General features: G+C 65.3%; 12 protein-coding genes. 7 read left to right on the forward strand and 5 right to left on the reverse strand.

Features of this window, described 5'->3' with window-relative positions:
• Nucleotides 1-43 precede the first annotated feature (43 nt).
• Nucleotides 44-850 (forward strand): alpha/beta hydrolase, encoded by an 807-nt coding sequence (locus tag Q9293_RS15000; RefSeq protein WP_306247934.1) that lies wholly within the window; start codon nucleotides 44-46, stop codon nucleotides 848-850.
• 3 nt (nucleotides 851-853) lie between these two features.
• Here the strand turns inward: Q9293_RS15000 and Q9293_RS15005 are convergent, their stop codons facing one another.
• The 3 genes from Q9293_RS15005 to Q9293_RS15015 all read right to left on the reverse strand — a co-directional run bounded on the left by Q9293_RS15005 (nucleotide 854) and on the right by Q9293_RS15015 (nucleotide 3,487).
• On the reverse strand, nucleotides 854-1,420 hold the full coding sequence (locus Q9293_RS15005; protein ID WP_306247935.1) for a hypothetical protein: 567 nt from the start codon (nucleotides 1,418-1,420) through the stop codon (nucleotides 854-856).
• Nucleotides 1,421-1,489: 69 nt separating this feature from the next.
• A complete protein-coding gene (gene tsaA / locus Q9293_RS15010; protein ID WP_306247937.1) occupies nucleotides 1,490-2,023 on the reverse strand; it encodes a tRNA (N6-threonylcarbamoyladenosine(37)-N6)-methyltransferase TrmO in 534 nt (177 codons plus the stop codon).
• Between the two features lie 42 nt (nucleotides 2,024-2,065).
• Nucleotides 2,066-3,487 carry a serine/threonine-protein kinase gene (locus Q9293_RS15015; RefSeq protein WP_306247940.1) on the reverse strand — a complete coding sequence of 474 codons (1,422 nt, stop codon included), beginning with the start codon at nucleotides 3,485-3,487 and terminating at the stop codon, nucleotides 2,066-2,068.
• A gap of 162 nt (nucleotides 3,488-3,649) precedes the next feature.
• On the opposite strand from Q9293_RS15015, the gene Q9293_RS15020 reads away from it, so the two are divergent.
• The 4 genes from Q9293_RS15020 to Q9293_RS15035 all read left to right on the forward strand — a co-directional run bounded on the left by Q9293_RS15020 (nucleotide 3,650) and on the right by Q9293_RS15035 (nucleotide 9,544).
• The gene (locus tag Q9293_RS15020) at nucleotides 3,650-4,426 is read left to right on the forward strand and encodes a FecR domain-containing protein (protein ID WP_306247942.1); all 777 of its coding nucleotides are present in this window, start codon (nucleotides 3,650-3,652) and stop codon (nucleotides 4,424-4,426) included.
• Nucleotides 4,423-5,295 carry a DUF3365 domain-containing protein gene (locus Q9293_RS15025; protein WP_306247944.1) on the forward strand — a complete coding sequence of 291 codons (873 nt, stop codon included), beginning with the start codon at nucleotides 4,423-4,425 and terminating at the stop codon, nucleotides 5,293-5,295. Before Q9293_RS15020 ends, Q9293_RS15025 begins: the two co-directional genes overlap by 4 nt.
• Nucleotides 5,296-5,496: 201 nt before the next feature.
• Complete coding sequence (locus Q9293_RS15030) at nucleotides 5,497-7,350, forward strand: protease pro-enzyme activation domain-containing protein (RefSeq protein ID WP_306247947.1); 1,854 nt, start codon at nucleotides 5,497-5,499, stop codon at nucleotides 7,348-7,350.
• Nucleotides 7,351-7,588: 238 nt separating this feature from the next.
• Nucleotides 7,589-9,544: a TonB-dependent siderophore receptor gene (locus Q9293_RS15035; RefSeq protein ID WP_306247949.1), complete on the forward strand. Its 1,956-nt coding sequence runs from the start codon at nucleotides 7,589-7,591 to the stop codon at nucleotides 9,542-9,544.
• A 10-nt stretch (nucleotides 9,545-9,554) separates the two neighbouring features.
• Here Q9293_RS15035 and Q9293_RS15040 read toward each other — a convergent pair whose 3' ends face one another.
• Nucleotides 9,555-10,754 carry a PP2C family protein-serine/threonine phosphatase gene (locus Q9293_RS15040; protein WP_306247951.1) on the reverse strand — a complete coding sequence of 400 codons (1,200 nt, stop codon included), beginning with the start codon at nucleotides 10,752-10,754 and terminating at the stop codon, nucleotides 9,555-9,557.
• Complete coding sequence (locus Q9293_RS15045) at nucleotides 10,744-12,528, reverse strand: [Fe-Fe] hydrogenase large subunit C-terminal domain-containing protein (protein WP_306247953.1); 1,785 nt, start codon at nucleotides 12,526-12,528, stop codon at nucleotides 10,744-10,746. The genes Q9293_RS15040 and Q9293_RS15045 overlap by 11 nt, the downstream gene beginning before the upstream one ends.
• 363 nt (nucleotides 12,529-12,891) lie before the next feature.
• Between Q9293_RS15045 and rsmH the strand changes: the two genes are divergently transcribed.
• Together rsmH and Q9293_RS15055 are read left to right on the forward strand one after the other, a co-directional pair.
• Complete coding sequence (rsmH, locus tag Q9293_RS15050) at nucleotides 12,892-13,926, forward strand: 16S rRNA (cytosine(1402)-N(4))-methyltransferase RsmH (RefSeq protein WP_306247956.1); 1,035 nt, start codon at nucleotides 12,892-12,894, stop codon at nucleotides 13,924-13,926.
• 36 nt (nucleotides 13,927-13,962) lie between these two features.
• Nucleotides 13,963-14,847 carry a hypothetical protein gene (locus tag Q9293_RS15055; protein ID WP_306247958.1) on the forward strand — a complete coding sequence of 295 codons (885 nt, stop codon included), beginning with the start codon at nucleotides 13,963-13,965 and terminating at the stop codon, nucleotides 14,845-14,847.
• The last annotated feature ends 71 nt before the right edge of the window (nucleotides 14,848-14,918 follow it).

Below are 14,918 nucleotides of genomic sequence, written 5' to 3' on the forward strand. Positions count from 1 at the left end.
TACCCTTGGTGCTGCCGCCTGGCCCTTCCGGGAGCTCCCTCTGATGCTCAGCCTGCCCGTCTTCCTTCTCCCGGCCCTGACGCTGCTTACCTTCGCGCAGCCCCCCGCCCGGCCCATCCAGCGGGAGTTGCTGCAGGTGCCTTCCCGGCAGGGGGTGTCTCAGCCCTGCCTGCTGATCTCCGAGGGCCCGACCCCCAAGGCGGTGGCGATCATGTTCCCCGGCGGCAGCGGCATCATCGGGTTGGGCCGGAAATCCCTGGAAGCGGTGTTCAAACCGGAGGGCAATTTCCTGATCCGCGCCGCGGACCGTTTCCTGAGCCCCGACTTGGCCGTCCTGCTCATGGACTGCCCTTCGGACCGGCCCACGGGCCTGGACGATGGTTTCCGGGCCAGCGAGGACCACGCAGCCGACGTGAGGGCCGTGGCGAACGTTTTGCGCACGCGCTTCCCCGGGGCGAAGCTCTACCTGGTGGGCACCAGCCGAGGCACGGTATCCGCGGCCTATGCAGCGGAACATCTGGGCGCAGCGGTGGATGGCCTGGTGCTCTCTTCCTCCGTATTTCTGGCCAACCAGCGCAACGTGGGCCTCAGCCTCTTCCATTTTGACCGGGTGAAGGTGCCGATGCTGTTCGTCCACCACGCCGAGGATGGCTGCCCGGTTTGCCCCTACTCCCAGGCCATGAAGCTCGCCGGGAAAACCGCTCTGATCACCGTTCGCGGAGGCGCGGAACCGATCTCAGGCCCTTGCGACCCCCTCTCCCATCACGGCTATTTCGGGCGGGAAAGCCAAGTGGCCCAGGCCATTCGCGGATGGATCCTGGGCCAGCCTTATGAACGGGAGATTCCCTGAGACCTAGCGCGGCCAGAGCCAGCCGAAGACGCCGCCGCTGAGCAGACCGTAGATCAGCGAATCGGCCAGATCCTTGATGGCGCTGCTCCAGGGCTTGCCCATCCAGATGGCCTGGGGGATGCTGCCGAACCCGTAGGCCAGGAACGAAGTGGTACCGACCACACGGAACACCTGGAGGTAGTGGGTGCCCGGGGACAGCGTGCGGCTGGCCAGGTAGGCGGCGGTGAAGGCCACCAGCACCGAAAAGACGAACCATTTGCCCAGGGCGGCGCCAACGGCTGGCGCGCCATTGGGGGCCACCACCACGAAGGCCACCGGGCCCTCCTCGTACTTCGCCCGCATCTCGGGCTTCTCCATATCCTTCATGTCGGCGCAGCGCGGCAGCACGTACTGGCCAGGGGCCGGACTGCCCTTGCGGATGGCGGCGCGGACTTCGTCCTCATTGGACAGGCCGTTGTAATCCGAGGCGTGCCATTTCACCACCATGTGGATGAGGCTGCTGGCGGCGAAGACGCACACCGCCGAGAGGAGGATGGGAATCCAAAGATGCAGCAGGGAAACCTGGACCATGACGACTCCTGGGTGTCGGGACATCCGTTGCGGGGGATGGTCGAAAGGTGCGCCTCCGCTGGCCCTGCGTCAAGAGGATTCCGCTGGCCTCCTCGGCTTTCGGGGACCCGGCGCGGAGTGCGCCCCCGTGGCCGCATCGACCGCGTCGATCCACCCGGCGGCAATCCCCGGAAAGGCATCCGCGTAGGGCACGTAGGGTTTGAGATCGAGCACCGGCGTGCCATCCAGCAGATCCACGCCCCGCAACCGCAGGGTTCGACCCTCCACCGCCACCAGCTCTACGGCGGAAAGGCCGATGGCATTGGGCCGGTGGGGCGATCGGGTGGCGAGCACGCCCCGCTTGGCCTTCGGGCCCCGCGGCGGCTGCACCAGGGGCGCCCAGCCCTCGCTGAGGTGGAAGGCGAAGATGAGCCAGATGCGGGCGAAGCCCTCGAGATCACGCAGCACCGTTTCCGGCAGGGCGTCATCCAGTTCCAGGGTGGCCTCGGCCGGGCTGCCGGTCTCGGTGCCTTCCACCACCGTGGGCTGATGGGGGGCGTCGATGCGCCGCGCATAGGGGGTGCGGACAAAACCGATGGGGTGGTACGTGAAGAAGGCATCCATGGGTGAAGCGTAGCCGCCCAGATCGCTCTGAAGCCAGACCGCTCAGGAGGAGGTATGCCGCCCGGATGTGGCCAGCGCGCGTTTCAGGAAGGCCCGGCGTTCCCCGGGGTCTTCGATCTTCTCGGCCACCAGGAGGCGCAGTTCCTGCTCGTCCCGGGCCTGCCGGGCCGCCCGCCGGACCACCACCTGGGCCACCACGCCGATGTGGTGGGTCAGCAGGGTTTCCAGGCGCTCCAGCAGCATCCCATCGAAGGACACGGGGCCTGATTGACCACCGCCGGGCTGGCCAGATGGCGAGGACGGTGGCGAAGAGGGGGGTGTGGAAGGCGGCTGGGTGCTGCCCCGCACTTTCCGGAGGAAGCCAGATCGCTCCGTTTCGTCCTGGATCTCCGTGGCCACGGCCTCCAGCAGCGCATCGAAGGTGGTGTGCTTTTTGGTGGCCTTCTTCACCAGGAGCGAAGCAAGGGGGCCGATGTGCCGGGCCAGCTCGCTTTCGAGATCTCTCAGATGCTCCGCGCTCACTGGCGTGGAGTCCGGATGGGGACTGGGGATGAAGGTGGGAATGTCCCGGCTGGTGACGGCCGATGTGGCAGAGGGCACAGGCTCCGACAGCCCATCGAGACGGGCCATCAGCGCTCCGGCGGACTGGGGCCGCTGACGCTCGTCCATCATCAGCATCCAATCGATGAGGGCGAGGAATTCGGGCGAATAGGCCGACCGGTCGCCCGCCTGAAGCGCAGGCACATGCGGATCATCGCGGACACGCGCAGTGGCATCGACCGGGCGCTTCCCCGTCAGCAACCAGTACATGACACCGCCCAGCGCATAGAGATCGGTCCAGGGCCCCTGCACGCTGGATTCGCTGTACTGCTCGATGGGCGCATACCCGAAGCTGAGAATGGCCGTGTGCCCCTTCCCACCCGCGGTGGAGCGCGCGGCGCCGAAATCCAGCAACACGGGGCTGTCGTCCTTCCGGAGGTAGATGTTGCAGGGCTTGATGTCGCGGTGCAGATAGCCGCCCCGGTGGATGGCATCCAACCCTTCGGCCAGGGCGCGGAGCAACTTCACCATCCCGGCCTGGGGCAAGGGGCGCCGCTGCAGCAGCCAATCCGGAAGCGGCGCCCCGTCCACGAATTCCATCACCATGTAGGCAGTGGCATGGGCCTGGAAGTAGCGCATGACGCGGACGATGTGCGGATGGTGGAAGGCCGCCAGGGTGCGGGCCTCATCCAGGAAGCGGGCCAGCCCCCAGTCGAAGGTGGGCCTGTCTTCTTCCTTCATGGGATGCACGGCCAGCTCTGCATCCCGGTGGGCGATGCTGGAAGGCAGGTATTCCTTGATGGCCACCGGCAGGTGGAGGTTCAGATCGGTGGCGAGATACGTGAATCCGAAGCCCCCGACACCCAGCAGCTTGTCGAAGCGGTACTCGTGGAGGGTGTGCCCGGGAGGAAGGCTGGGAAGCATGGACGGCCGGGCTCCTTTCGCTGGGCTTTGGTGACACCCGACTCTAGCAGAGGATGTCTCCGGCAACGGGTTCGCGGGTGCGGCAGACCCGCGCCGTGGATGGCCTTCAGGCGGGTTCGAGGGTAAGGTTGTAACGACAACCTCCCCCCGGTATCCGACCCCATGCGCAGCTTGCTTCCCTTGACCGTCTTCGCGATCGGCCTCCTGGCTCTGCAGGCGCGCGCGGGCGAGCCCGCAGGGATCGCCACCATCGTGGATGGCAAGGCCTGGTTGGTACGAGGCGCAAACCTCCATCCTCTGAAAGAGGGCATGGCCCTGGCCGCTGCCGACATTCTGGAGACCGAAGCCCGCACCCATGTGCAGATCGAGTTCCCGGATGGCTCCGCCCTGGGGCTGGGACCCGCCACCTCCACCTATCTGTCGGCGCGCCCCCAAGGTGCCGGGAAACCCGGAGAGCTCCTGCTCCATTTGGGCTGGGTGAAAGTGTCCGGGCCCGCCAGTGCGGGCCTGCTCCGGGTGCTGAGCTCCTCTCTCTCCCTCCACCCAAAGAGCGGCGCCTTCGTGTTGCGGCGCGAGGATTCCGCCACAGAATGCTTCGTGGAAGCCGGAGAGCTGATTCCCTCCGCTGGGGGAAGATCAGGCCTTCGTTGGGAGCCGCGAAAGGCTGGCGAATTCGCGGAATTCAAGGCCGACCATACGCTGAACATTCTCAACCGGCCTACAGCGACCTTCCGGGCCGCGATTCCTCGGCCCTTTCTGGACACGCTGCCTTCGCGCTTCGGGAAATTCAGCGGCAAGAAGGTGGAGCCCGAAGGCGAGCGGCCCCTGAGTTCCGAAGAGGCTGATCGCTGGGTCCGTGCCTTTCCAAGTGAGCGCGGCGCCCTGCTCCGCCGCTTTGCCAACCGTCTGAAAGATCGCGCCACCAAGGGAAGCTCATGAAGCTCATCGTCAAGTTCAACCTCATCTTCCTGGCGGTCTTCGTGCTCGGGTTCGCCGCGGCGGCCTACGCTTCGCGCGCCTTGTTGCAACGGAACGCCCAGGACGAGATCGTGCAGAATGCCCGCCTGATCATGGAGGCCTCACTGGCCTCGCGCGCCTACACCACCAATCAGGTGGCGCCGCTGCTGCAGACTCAGATGAAGTACGAATTCCTGCCCCAATCGGTGCCGGCCTATGGCGCGGCAGAGCAGTTCAACGCCATGCGGGCGAAGTTCCCGGATTTCGCCTACAAGGAAGCCACCCTGAACCCCACCAACCTGCGGAATCGCGCCAACGACTGGGAAGCCGACCTGGTGAACCGCTTCCGCCAATACCCCGACCAGAGCGAGATCATCGGCGAACGCGATACACCCACGGGCCGCTCCCTCTACCTGGCCCACCCCATTCAAATCAAGAGCGCCGCCTGCCTCGCCTGCCACAGCACCGTGGATGCCGCTCCCAAAACGCTGCTGGAGAAATACGGAAGCGCCAACGGCTTCGGGTGGAAGCTCAACGAGATCATCGGCGCCCAGGTGGTGTCGGTGCCCACGGCCCTGCCTTTGAAGAAGGCCGACCAGGCCTTCCGCACCTTCATGCTGTCGCTGGGCGCCGTGTTTCTTCTCATCTTCACAGCCCTCAACCTGATGCTCTGGTACATGGTGGTCCGTCCCGTGACCCAGCTGGCCCTCATCGCCGAGGAGGTCAGCATGGGCAAGATGGATGACACCGAATTCCCGGCCTTCGGCAGCGACGAAATCGGGCGCCTGAGCCAGGCCTTCACCCGCATGAAGAAGAGCCTCACCCAGGCCATGAAGATGCTGGACGAATAATCGCCCCTAGTCGACTTCGGGGCGAGGGAGAAAAGCGATGCCCCTATCCGGTAAGTTATCGCTCCAGTCCCGCAATCTTAATGTTTTTTAACATCTGAAAGCGTTGACGGAAATGCGCGGATCGTGAAAAGTGGGTCTAGCCCCCCTTACACCTCAAGGCGTCGATGGCTCGGCAACCGAGCCCAACCAAAGGAGTTCGCCATGCGTTCTCGTCACCCCCTGTTCGCAGCGGGCCTCACCCTTTCCCTGCTCGCCGCCGGGGGCCTGCCCCTTCTGGCCCAGGCCGCTCCAACCACCGCTGTGGCCGCGGAAGTGCCCCAGACCGTTTCCCTCATCTTCAAGCTGCGGAACACCCAGGATCTGGAACGCTTCATCGCCCGGAGCGTGGATCCCCACAGCTGGCGCTACCGCGAATTCCTGTCCACTCGCGAGTTCGCAGAGGCCTTCGGACCGCGGGATTGGGAACTGGGCACGGTGCTGCATTTCATGCGGAAGAACGGCATCACGGTCAACGAAGTCTATGACAGCCACATGGTCATCCGCGCCACGGGCACCACGTCGCAGTTCAACGCCCTGCTGAATACGGAGATCCGCTCCTACCGCGATGAGCGCGGCCACTGGTTCCAGGAGGCCTCCCGCAAGCCTTGCGTACCCAAGGAAATCAAAGACATCGTGCTCATGGTGACGGGCCTGAACACCGCCCCGGCTCTGGTTCCCCACTCCCGCCGCACCCCCCAGGTGGAAAACCCCTCTCTGGGCGAACCGGCACCAGACGTGATCCTGCCCAATGGGGCGGTCGCCACCGGCGTCCCCGGCAACTTCACCGTGGGCGATGCCGCCAACCTCTACAACATCAACCCGCTCTACAAGCGCAACATCACCGGCCGCGGCAAGACGCTGGGCATCGCCACCCTGGCGACCTTCGATCAGGCCGATGCCTACGCCTACTGGAAGGCCGTGGGCCTAGACGTGGCCCAGGATCGCATCAAGGAGATCCCCGTGGATGGCGGCGCCGGCACCAAGGGCGCGGACGAAACCACCCTGGACGTGGAACAGGCTGGCGGCATCGCCCCCAAGGCCAAGATCCTCGTCTATGAAGCGCCCAACACCGAATCCGGCTTCCTGGATCTCTTCTACAAGGCCATCTCCGACAACAAGGTGGACACCCTCTCCTGCAGCTGGGGCACCGATGAGCTTTTCCTCGATGGCGACACCCTCACGGCCTATCAGCAGGTCTTCATGCAGGCCGCGGCCCAGGGCATTCCCGTCTTCGCCTCGTCGGGCGATTCCGGCGCCTTCGACATCAACCGCTCCCTGCAGACACCTGAATACTCGGCGCTGAATTCCGCGAACCATCCCGCGGCCGACCCCTACGTCACCGCCGCCGGCGGCACCACCCTGCCCTTCACGCTGAAGCTCCGCCACGGCAACATCGTCGTGCCGCAGGAACGGCCCTGGGGCTGGGACTACTTCAAGGATTACTACGTCACCTACTACGGTCAGTACACCTACGACCACTACCTCTTCCCTGTGGGCGGCGGCGGCGGCGTGAGCCTCAACTTCCCCGCCCCCTCCTGGCAGATGGGCGTCGCGGGACGCCGCACCAGCACCGCCGACTTCTCCACCCTGTATTTCTACCCGAATTACACCCCGACCACCCCTGACACCAGCGGCGCCGAAGTACTGGTGGCCCTGCCCGCGGGCTACGTGGGCCGCAATGTGCCCGACGTGTCCCTGAACGCAGATCCCGAAACAGGCTACCTGACCTATTTCCAGGGCGCCTTCTCGGCGGGCGGCGGCGGCACCAGCTTCGTGGCCCCGCAGCTCAATGGCATCGCCGCCCTGCTCAGCCAGTCCGCGGGCGGCCGTCTGGGCTTCCTGAATCCGCAGCTCTACGCCATCTTCGCGAAGCGCGGCTACGGCCCCAAGAGCCCCTTCAATGCCATCACCACCGGCACCAACCTCTACTGGGAGGCCGGCCCGAACTACAATCCCGCCTCCGGCCTGGGCACCCTCGACGTGACCAAGCTGGAAAAGGAACTCTGCGGGCACTGATCGCTCGGATCACCACAAGCGGAGGCCCTGGCTCAGCCAGGGCCTTTTTTTGGCTGCCTGTTCATGACTCTGGAATCGATTTGAATCCATCAAATCGGGAAAGGCGTGTCTGGATTTGAGTTGGCGGAGCCTGGGACCGATAGGCTGCTCAGACACAGACGCATCACACAGATTCGACTCAAGGACCCGCGTGGCAGACATGCTCACGCGATAGGTGCATTCATTTCCAGGAGTCATCATGAAACCTTCGCGGCTTTCCCTCCTTCTTGCCCTCGGGCTTCCCCTCGGCGCCCAATCCCCCACAGATCAGCAGAAGATCGATCAGGAGCTGCTGGATCTGCTCAATACCCCCGTCAGTGTCGCCTCGAAGAAGGCGGAATCTGTCGCCCAGGCCCCGGGCATCGTCACCGTCATCAGCCGTGCGGAGCTGGAGGGCTTTGCCGCCAAGAGCCTGGGTGAGGTCATGAGCCGGGTGGTGGGCACGGCTTTCCTGTCACCCGACGTGTTCAGCAATCAGAGTGTGGTCGTGCGCGGCCAGGAGAATACCCCCTACAACAACCACATCCTGGTGCTGCTCAACGGACGGCCCCTGCGGGATCCCATTTCCGGCGGCCTGAACGGCGCCATCTGGAATGCCGTGCCCCTGGCGGCTTTGGATCACCTCGAGATCATCCGGGGCCCTGGCTCGGTGCTCTATGGTTCCTGCGCCTATTCGGCCGTGGTGAACCTCGTCACCCGCAACACCAAGGAAAGCGGGTTGGGCGGTTCCGTGACCCTGAGTGGCGGCGCCTATGGCGGCCTCGGGCAGCAGGATCATGTGACGTTCCGGGATGGCGGTTTCCAGGGCATGGTCTCCGCCAGCACCTACCGGGACAAGGGCCCTGAGTACGCCTTCACCGACTACGACGGCCACCACAACGAGCATCCCTTCGATCGCCGCACCACCGGCGTTCTCACCAACCTTTCCTACCAGGGCTTCACCCTCAACGCCTACCAGGGCTCCTTTCAGACCTACGCCCTGAATGGCGGCTCCGAGGATTGGGATCCCGCCAACTACCAGCGGCAGGTCTTGTCCCAGATGGATCTGGGCTACTCCAAGGAGCTGAACAGCCTCGTCACCCTGGGTGCGAATGTCACCTACAACAAGATGAACTGGTCCACGGAGCCCGTGACCAATCCCGTGGAAACCAGCGCCAATGCGCTGTTGTACGAGGGCACCCTCCAGGTGCGGCCCTTCGAGGGGTTCAACATCGTGTTCGGTGCCGGCGGTGAGAAGGCCAGCTGGAATGGCACGGGCCTGCTGGTGCTGGGCGATCAGACCTCCAGCTTCCTCTACACCCAGCTGGACTACCGCATCAAAGCCGTGAAACTGATTGGCGGCGTGCAGTACAACAAGCTGGAGAACATCCATGGCAAAGCCTCGCCGCGCCTGGGCGTGGTGGTGGACTTCACGCCCGAGTTCGGCGGGAAGGCGCTCTACAGCACCGCCTTCCGCAAGGGCTACCCGCTGGAGACCGGCTTCAACCACCCGCTCTTCCGCGGCAACCTTGAGTTGAAGCCCGAACTCATCAGCACCACCGAAGTTCAGGTGTTCTACCAGGGCAAGACCGCGGGCCTCACCCTCACCTATTACTCCAGCAAGACGGACGACACCATCATCCGCAAGGTGCTGCCCTTTGCCACGCCCCCGCCGGGGCTGCCGCCCATCTACCTCAAGTACTTCAACGGCGATTCATGGAAATACAGCGGCTTCGAGCTGGAAGGGAAACTGAGCCTCTCGCGGGGTTTCATGGTCACCGGCTCCGCCAGCTATCAGACCAACGAGAATCCCGCCGGTCTGAAGGACGCGGCGCTGCACCCCAACACCATGGTCAAGCTCGGCGCCATCTACCAGAGCGAGGATTGGAGTCTGGGCATTTTCGACAACTATTCCGGGGCTCCCAAACCCACCACGCTGGTGAATCCTGGCAGCCTCAACGTGAACCATGCCGCCGAGGCCTTCCAGTGGATCACCGCCCGGCTCAGCTGGACGCCCTGGACCATCGGAAAGAACGCCATCAAGTTGACCCTGGATGCCGACAACCTGCTGGGTTCCGCCATCTACTACCCGGATTATCCGAACAAGACCGTGAACACGCTGATCCCGCTGTCCGCAGGACGCTCCTTCACCCTTGGCGCGGGCTTCACCTTCTGAGCCAATTCGCTCAAAGGAAACTCACCCGAACTTCCTTCAGATAGGTCTCCTGAAGCACCCTCTGAAGCCGCTGGAGCAAGTTGCGACGGATGTCCAGCTCCAGCGGCAAGGTGGGATCCTGCATGGCCTCATTGATGCGGGTTCCCGCCAGAACGTGGATGACATCGCTGTCCACCAGGGCCTCCGCAAGGCGCGTGGCGGGGCTGGGCTGGAACCGCTCAGGAACTTCCTGTGCTTCCAGCAGGCGGATGACCGCGGCCAGGGTGAGGGCGCCTTCGGTCACCAGGTCGAAGCCCTGCATCTGCGATTCCGGTGGCAGGGTTCCCCCCAGTTGCCCCGGTCGGCTCAGCAAGGACAGCCCCAGCTCACGGCTGAGGATCCGGGCGGTGGTGCCCCCGCAAATGATCTTCCGGCCTTGGAAGGCACGGGCCCGCTGGGCCAACATCGCGTCCCTGGCGGTGTCCACCGGCGCCCCCGTGAGCACCAGCACCTCCCGGGGCACACGCAGGTAGATCACCCCGCAGGTGATGTCGTCCTTGGCCCTCTGACCATCCAGCGCCAGGGCTTTCACCACCACCTGCCGCGCCAGCTGCCGGGCGGAGAGCCCTGGACTGCCCTGGAGCAGCTCCTTCAGGTAGGCGGATAGGGCCTGCTGCCCCCAGCCCAGCCTCGAAGGCCCACTGCCCGAAATTCCCGCCCTGGCCTGGGTCACACCATCTGAGCAGATCACGATGCGGTCCCCCGGCTGGGCCGTGAAGCGTGCCTCGCGCAGGAGCGCCTCCCGCCCATCCGCCGTGGGCAGCCGCCGCTCCTCCTTGGGCACGGCCACCACCTCTCCGCCCCGGATCAACAGGAAGGGTGGATTGTCGTACTCCACCACGCGGGTCTCCCCGCGTGCTTCCACATCCACGATGGTAAAGGTGGAATAGGCGATTTGGCGCTCGCTGCACACCGGCAGCGTTTCGAGGATGGTGGCCGCAGCACGGGTGATGTCGGCGTTCTCGGCGGCGTAGCGGGCGGCCATGGTGGCCGTGAGCTGGGCCAGCACCGAAGCCTTGATGCCACTGCCCAGACCATCGGCCAGCACGGAGACCACCCGATCGCCTTCCTCCAGCTTCTGAGAAAGGAACACATCGCCGCAGGCGGCCTGGGAGGCCTTCCGCTCCTGGGCGTGGTCCACCTCGATGAAGCAGGAACGGCTAGTTCCCACGGCGGGCATCCTCGGAGGACGCTGGTCCGCCCAGGGGGGAGGGTGTGTTTCGGAACGACGACGATAGCGATTCCAGCATCATCTCCGTTTCCGCGGCGTTCTCGCCCAGCAGGAAGGCGATCTTCTGCACCGTGGCCACGTTCTTCCGGATGACCTCCTGAGCCTGCTGGAGCACCTGCTCCCGCTGCACGGCGGGCTCGGTGATGTCCTGCAGCACGCCACCCACCAGGCGCCCCGCCTCGATGGTGAACACCGTGAGGCGGAGAATGCGGTCGCCCACCTGCACCTCGCGCCGCAGGGCCGACACCTCCTTTTCGAGGCCCCGGGCGAAGAAGCCCTTGAGCTCCGGCGCCAGGCGGCCCAGGTCGGCACCGCCCAGGCCCGGCTTCACGTCAAAGACATCCGGCGTGTCGCCGCCCAGGGTTTCCGCAAATCGCCGGTTGCACTCGATGACGTGCAGGTTTTCGTCCACCAGCACGACTCCCGCGGGCATGGAGCGGATCAATGTGTTGGCCTTGTTCATGGCGAGCTTGCGCATGTAGGACACGCACATGTTGGGCTCGGCCCGCTCCTCCAGCAGGGCCTCGGCCAGATTGCGGCAGGTGTCGTAGCCGCAGCCGCCGCAGTTGAGCTCATCCTCGGGCAGCGTCTTGCCTACCCGCCGCAGAGCGCCCTGGATGCGCTCGGCATCGTAGGCCACGTGCACCACGGGATCGGCGGTGGCCTCGGCGCGAAGGTCCAGCTCCAGCGCTGGCACTGCTGTTGGCACTGATTCACCAGTGCCCGCGGCATAGCCCATCACCTGCATCCACTTCAGGGCTGTGCCGCAGGTGCGCCGCACCTGCGGGCCATTGACGCAGCCCCCTTCGCAGGCCAGCAGTTCCAGGAAGAGCTTCTGATCCGGGATCTCCTTCAAACCCGCCAGGGCCCCCTGCAAGGAGTGGATGCCAGAGAAGGCCATGAAGGTGACGCCCTCGGGTCGGCCCCGCTGCGCGATGCTGCGGGTCATGCCACCATCGGCCGGATAGAGCGCCCCATCCCGGGCCAGCGTGGGTTGGAAGCGATCCAGCTCCGTGGGTTCACAGGCTGCGGGATCAACGCCTTCCTCCTCCAACCAGCGGTGCAGGTCGGCGAAGGTGAGGGCCAGGTTCAGCAGATCGGGTCGGCCGTCCGCCTCCAGCTTCTTGGCGATGCAGGGGCCCACGAACACGATGCCGATGTCCTCGCCGTACTCCTGGCGCAGCAGCTTGCAGTGCGCCAGCAGCGGTGAGAGCAGAGGCGTGAGCAGGGGCAGCTGCTCCACGTGGTAGCGGCGGATCAGCTCCACCACCGTGGGGCAGGCCGTGGACACATGGACGCCAGGTCCGCCCTTTTCCAGGGCCAAGGCGCAGGCCGAGGACACCGCCTGGGCGCCCAGGGCCGTTTCCGACACAGCCCAGAAACCAAGATTCCGGAGGGCATGGATGAGTTGGCGCGGTTCCAGGCCCGGGAACTCCGTCACGAAGGAGGGCGCCAGGCTCAGCACCACCCGCTCCTTGCGCCGCAGCAGGCGCCGGGCCAGCTCCAGATCATCGCGGACTTTCTTGGCGCCCACAGGGCAGACATTCACGCAGGTGCCGCAGTACACGCACCGCTCCGCCATCACCGTGGCGCTGTCCTCCACCACCTTGATGGCCTTGACCGGGCAGGCCCGCACACACTTGTAGCAGTCCTGGCAGCGGGCCTTCTCGGTGTAGATGGGCGTGCGAAAGAGCGGAATCAGCGGATCGTCCACAAGGAACCCCAGGCCTACCGTACTGAGTTCCCGCCCCTCCCGACCATGATGGAAGTCACGAGTGGCGCGGAAATTTAAGGATCTCAGGGGAATTCGAGGGGACGAGAAGCGGAACGCAGAAGACACAGAGCACAGCAGAGAACACAGAGGAGCAGCTTGACCGCACTCGGTTTAGAACCTCAGCCCCATCCACTGAGAAGGTGCCATCTCCCCGAACAGCATGCCCAGGCCGTTCTCTGCGTCCTCCAGAATCTCTGTGACCTCTGCGTTCCAGGTTTTTGAAACCCAGAACCCATTGGAGGAAGGGAAACGCCCGCAACCAAGCTGGGAGGTCAACGGGCAGGGAAAGCCTTACCATGCGGTATGAGCCAAGACGATCCCCCCCGCCAGCGCCGGGTCCGCTACAAGGGCACGCACCCCCGCCGCTTCGAGGAGAAGTACAAGGAACTGGCCCCCACCCAGCATGCCGATGAGCTGGCAAAGGTCATGGCCCGAGGTCACACGCCCGCAGGCACGCACCGCTCCATCTGCGTGGCCGAAATCCTGGAAGTGCTGAACCCGCAGCCCGGCGACGTGGCCCTGGATGCCACCCTGGGCTACGGTGGCCACACCCGCGAAATCCTGCCCCGCCTCCTGCCCGGCGGGCGCCTCTTCGGCGTGGATGTGGATCCGCTGGAGCTGCCCCGCACCGAGGCGCGCTTGCGCGATCTGGGCTACGGCGAGGACGTGTTCATCACCCGTCGCATGAATTTCGCCGGGCTGCCGCGCCTGCGGGCGGAATCCGGCGGCTTCGATCTGGTGCTGGCGGATCTGGGCGTCTCCTCCATGCAGATCGACAACCCCGCCCGGGGCTTCACCTGGAAAGCCAATGGCCCCCTGGATCTGCGCCTCAACCCCCAGCGCGGGAAATCCGCCGCCGACCTGCTGACGACACTGGACGAGGCCGCGCTGGCGGAGCTGCTGGTGGAGAACGCCGATGAACCTCACGCCGCGGCCATCGCCCGGTCCGTGCACGGCCAACCCATCCGCACGACGCGCGATCTTGCCGATCGCGTGAAGGCGGCGCTCCGCGTCGACGGCTGGGGGGACGATGACATCAAGCGATCCCTGCAGCGCACCTTCCAGGCCCTGCGCATTGCCGTGAACGACGAGTTCACGGTGCTGGACCAGTTCCTGTCCCTCCTGCCTGGCTGCCTGAAACCCGGCGGCCGGGTGGCCATCCTCACTTTCCATTCCGGCGAAGATCGGCGCGTGAAGAAGGCCTTTCTCCAGGGCCTTCGAGATGGGATCTACGCAGACGCGGCGCCAGAGCCCATCCGCGCCTCGCCGGAAGAACGCCGCGCCAATCCCCGCTCCACCAGTGCCAAGCTGCGCTGGGCTAGGCTTCCCAAGGATTGAAAGTCAGCCTCTGAAATCACGATAAAGTAATCAGATATGCCCACATCAGCCCCGTCCTCCCCGTTTCGTGCGGCCCTGCTCTGGCTGCTGGCCGCGCTGCTCATGGCCGCCACGGTCATCTACCAGCGGCGAACCGGGCCCACTCATCCCCTGCGGGGCACGGTGAGCATCCAGCAGAAAACCATCGCCTATCGCCTGATCCGCAGTGAGGAGACTGTGCGGGAGGCCCGCGTGGCCCTGCCCGATCCCGGCGTGCCCGGAACCCTGGTGTGGCGCCGCTTTCCCACCCAGGAACCCTGGACCCGACAGTCCATGGTGCATGAAACCAAGGATGGCAAGGCGGAGCTGGCAGGCTACCTGCCGAAGCAACCCCCGGCGGGCAAGGTGGAATACGCGGTGGAACTGGGCGCATCCGGCTCAGCGCAGCGCATCCCCGCCGGCGATCCCATCGTGCTGCGCTACAAGGGGCCCGTGTCCACGGCGCTTCTCATATCGCATGTCTCCATGATGTTCCTCGCGGTGTTCATCGGCCTGCGGGCGGGCCTCGGCGCCCTCTTCGGCACCACGGCGCCGCGTCGGCTCATGTGGATCACCCTGGGCTGTCTGACGCTGGGCGGTCTGATCCTGGGGCCCTTCGTGCAGAAGGCCACCTTCGGCGCCTACTGGACGGGCTTCCCCTGGGGCTACGACCTGACGGACAACAAGACCCTGCTCATGTGGCTGGCCTGGGCGCTGGCCGCCCTCGTTGCGGGCCTGCGCCCCCAAGCCCGCGACGGCCGGGGCCGCCTCGCCGTGCTGGCCGCCACCCTGGCCATGGCCGTGGTCTACCTCATCCCCCACAGCATGCGCGGCAGCCAGTTGGACTACAGCAAGGTGAAGGCCGGAACCAACGCCACCGACGCGGTCGTCACGGGACGCTGACCGAGGAAACAACTGAGCCCGCTCATACCAAATTGAGCTCAATCCAACTAGAAAAGGACTTCCACCACCAA

Origin of the sequence: Geothrix sp. PMB-07 (genome assembly GCF_030758935.1) — a bacterium.
Taxonomy (GTDB): Bacteria; Acidobacteriota; Holophagae; order Holophagales; family Holophagaceae; genus Geothrix.

What these genes read in the sequence shown, in the direction of transcription:
- Q9293_RS15020 (WP_306247942.1), top strand. Translation starts at nt 3,650, where the DNA reads ATGCGCAGCTTGCTTCCCTTGACCGTCTTCGCGATCGGCCTCCTGGCT.
- Q9293_RS15035 (WP_306247949.1), top strand. Translation starts at nt 7,589, where the DNA reads ATGAAACCTTCGCGGCTTTCCCTCCTTCTTGCCCTCGGGCTTCCCCTC.
- Q9293_RS15055 (WP_306247958.1), top strand. Translation starts at nt 13,963, where the DNA reads ATGCCCACATCAGCCCCGTCCTCCCCGTTTCGTGCGGCCCTGCTCTGG.
- Q9293_RS15005 (WP_306247935.1), bottom strand. Translation starts at nt 1,420, where the DNA reads ATGGTCCAGGTTTCCCTGCTGCATCTTTGGATTCCCATCCTCCTCTCG.
- tsaA (WP_306247937.1), bottom strand. Translation starts at nt 2,023, where the DNA reads ATGGATGCCTTCTTCACGTACCACCCCATCGGTTTTGTCCGCACCCCC.
- Q9293_RS15000 (WP_306247934.1), top strand. Translation starts at nt 44, where the DNA reads ATGCTCAGCCTGCCCGTCTTCCTTCTCCCGGCCCTGACGCTGCTTACC.
- Q9293_RS15015 (WP_306247940.1), bottom strand. Translation starts at nt 3,487, where the DNA reads ATGCTTCCCAGCCTTCCTCCCGGGCACACCCTCCACGAGTACCGCTTC.
- Q9293_RS15030 (WP_306247947.1), top strand. Translation starts at nt 5,497, where the DNA reads ATGCGTTCTCGTCACCCCCTGTTCGCAGCGGGCCTCACCCTTTCCCTG.
- rsmH (WP_306247956.1), top strand. Translation starts at nt 12,892, where the DNA reads ATGAGCCAAGACGATCCCCCCCGCCAGCGCCGGGTCCGCTACAAGGGC.
- Q9293_RS15025 (WP_306247944.1), top strand. Translation starts at nt 4,423, where the DNA reads ATGAAGCTCATCGTCAAGTTCAACCTCATCTTCCTGGCGGTCTTCGTG.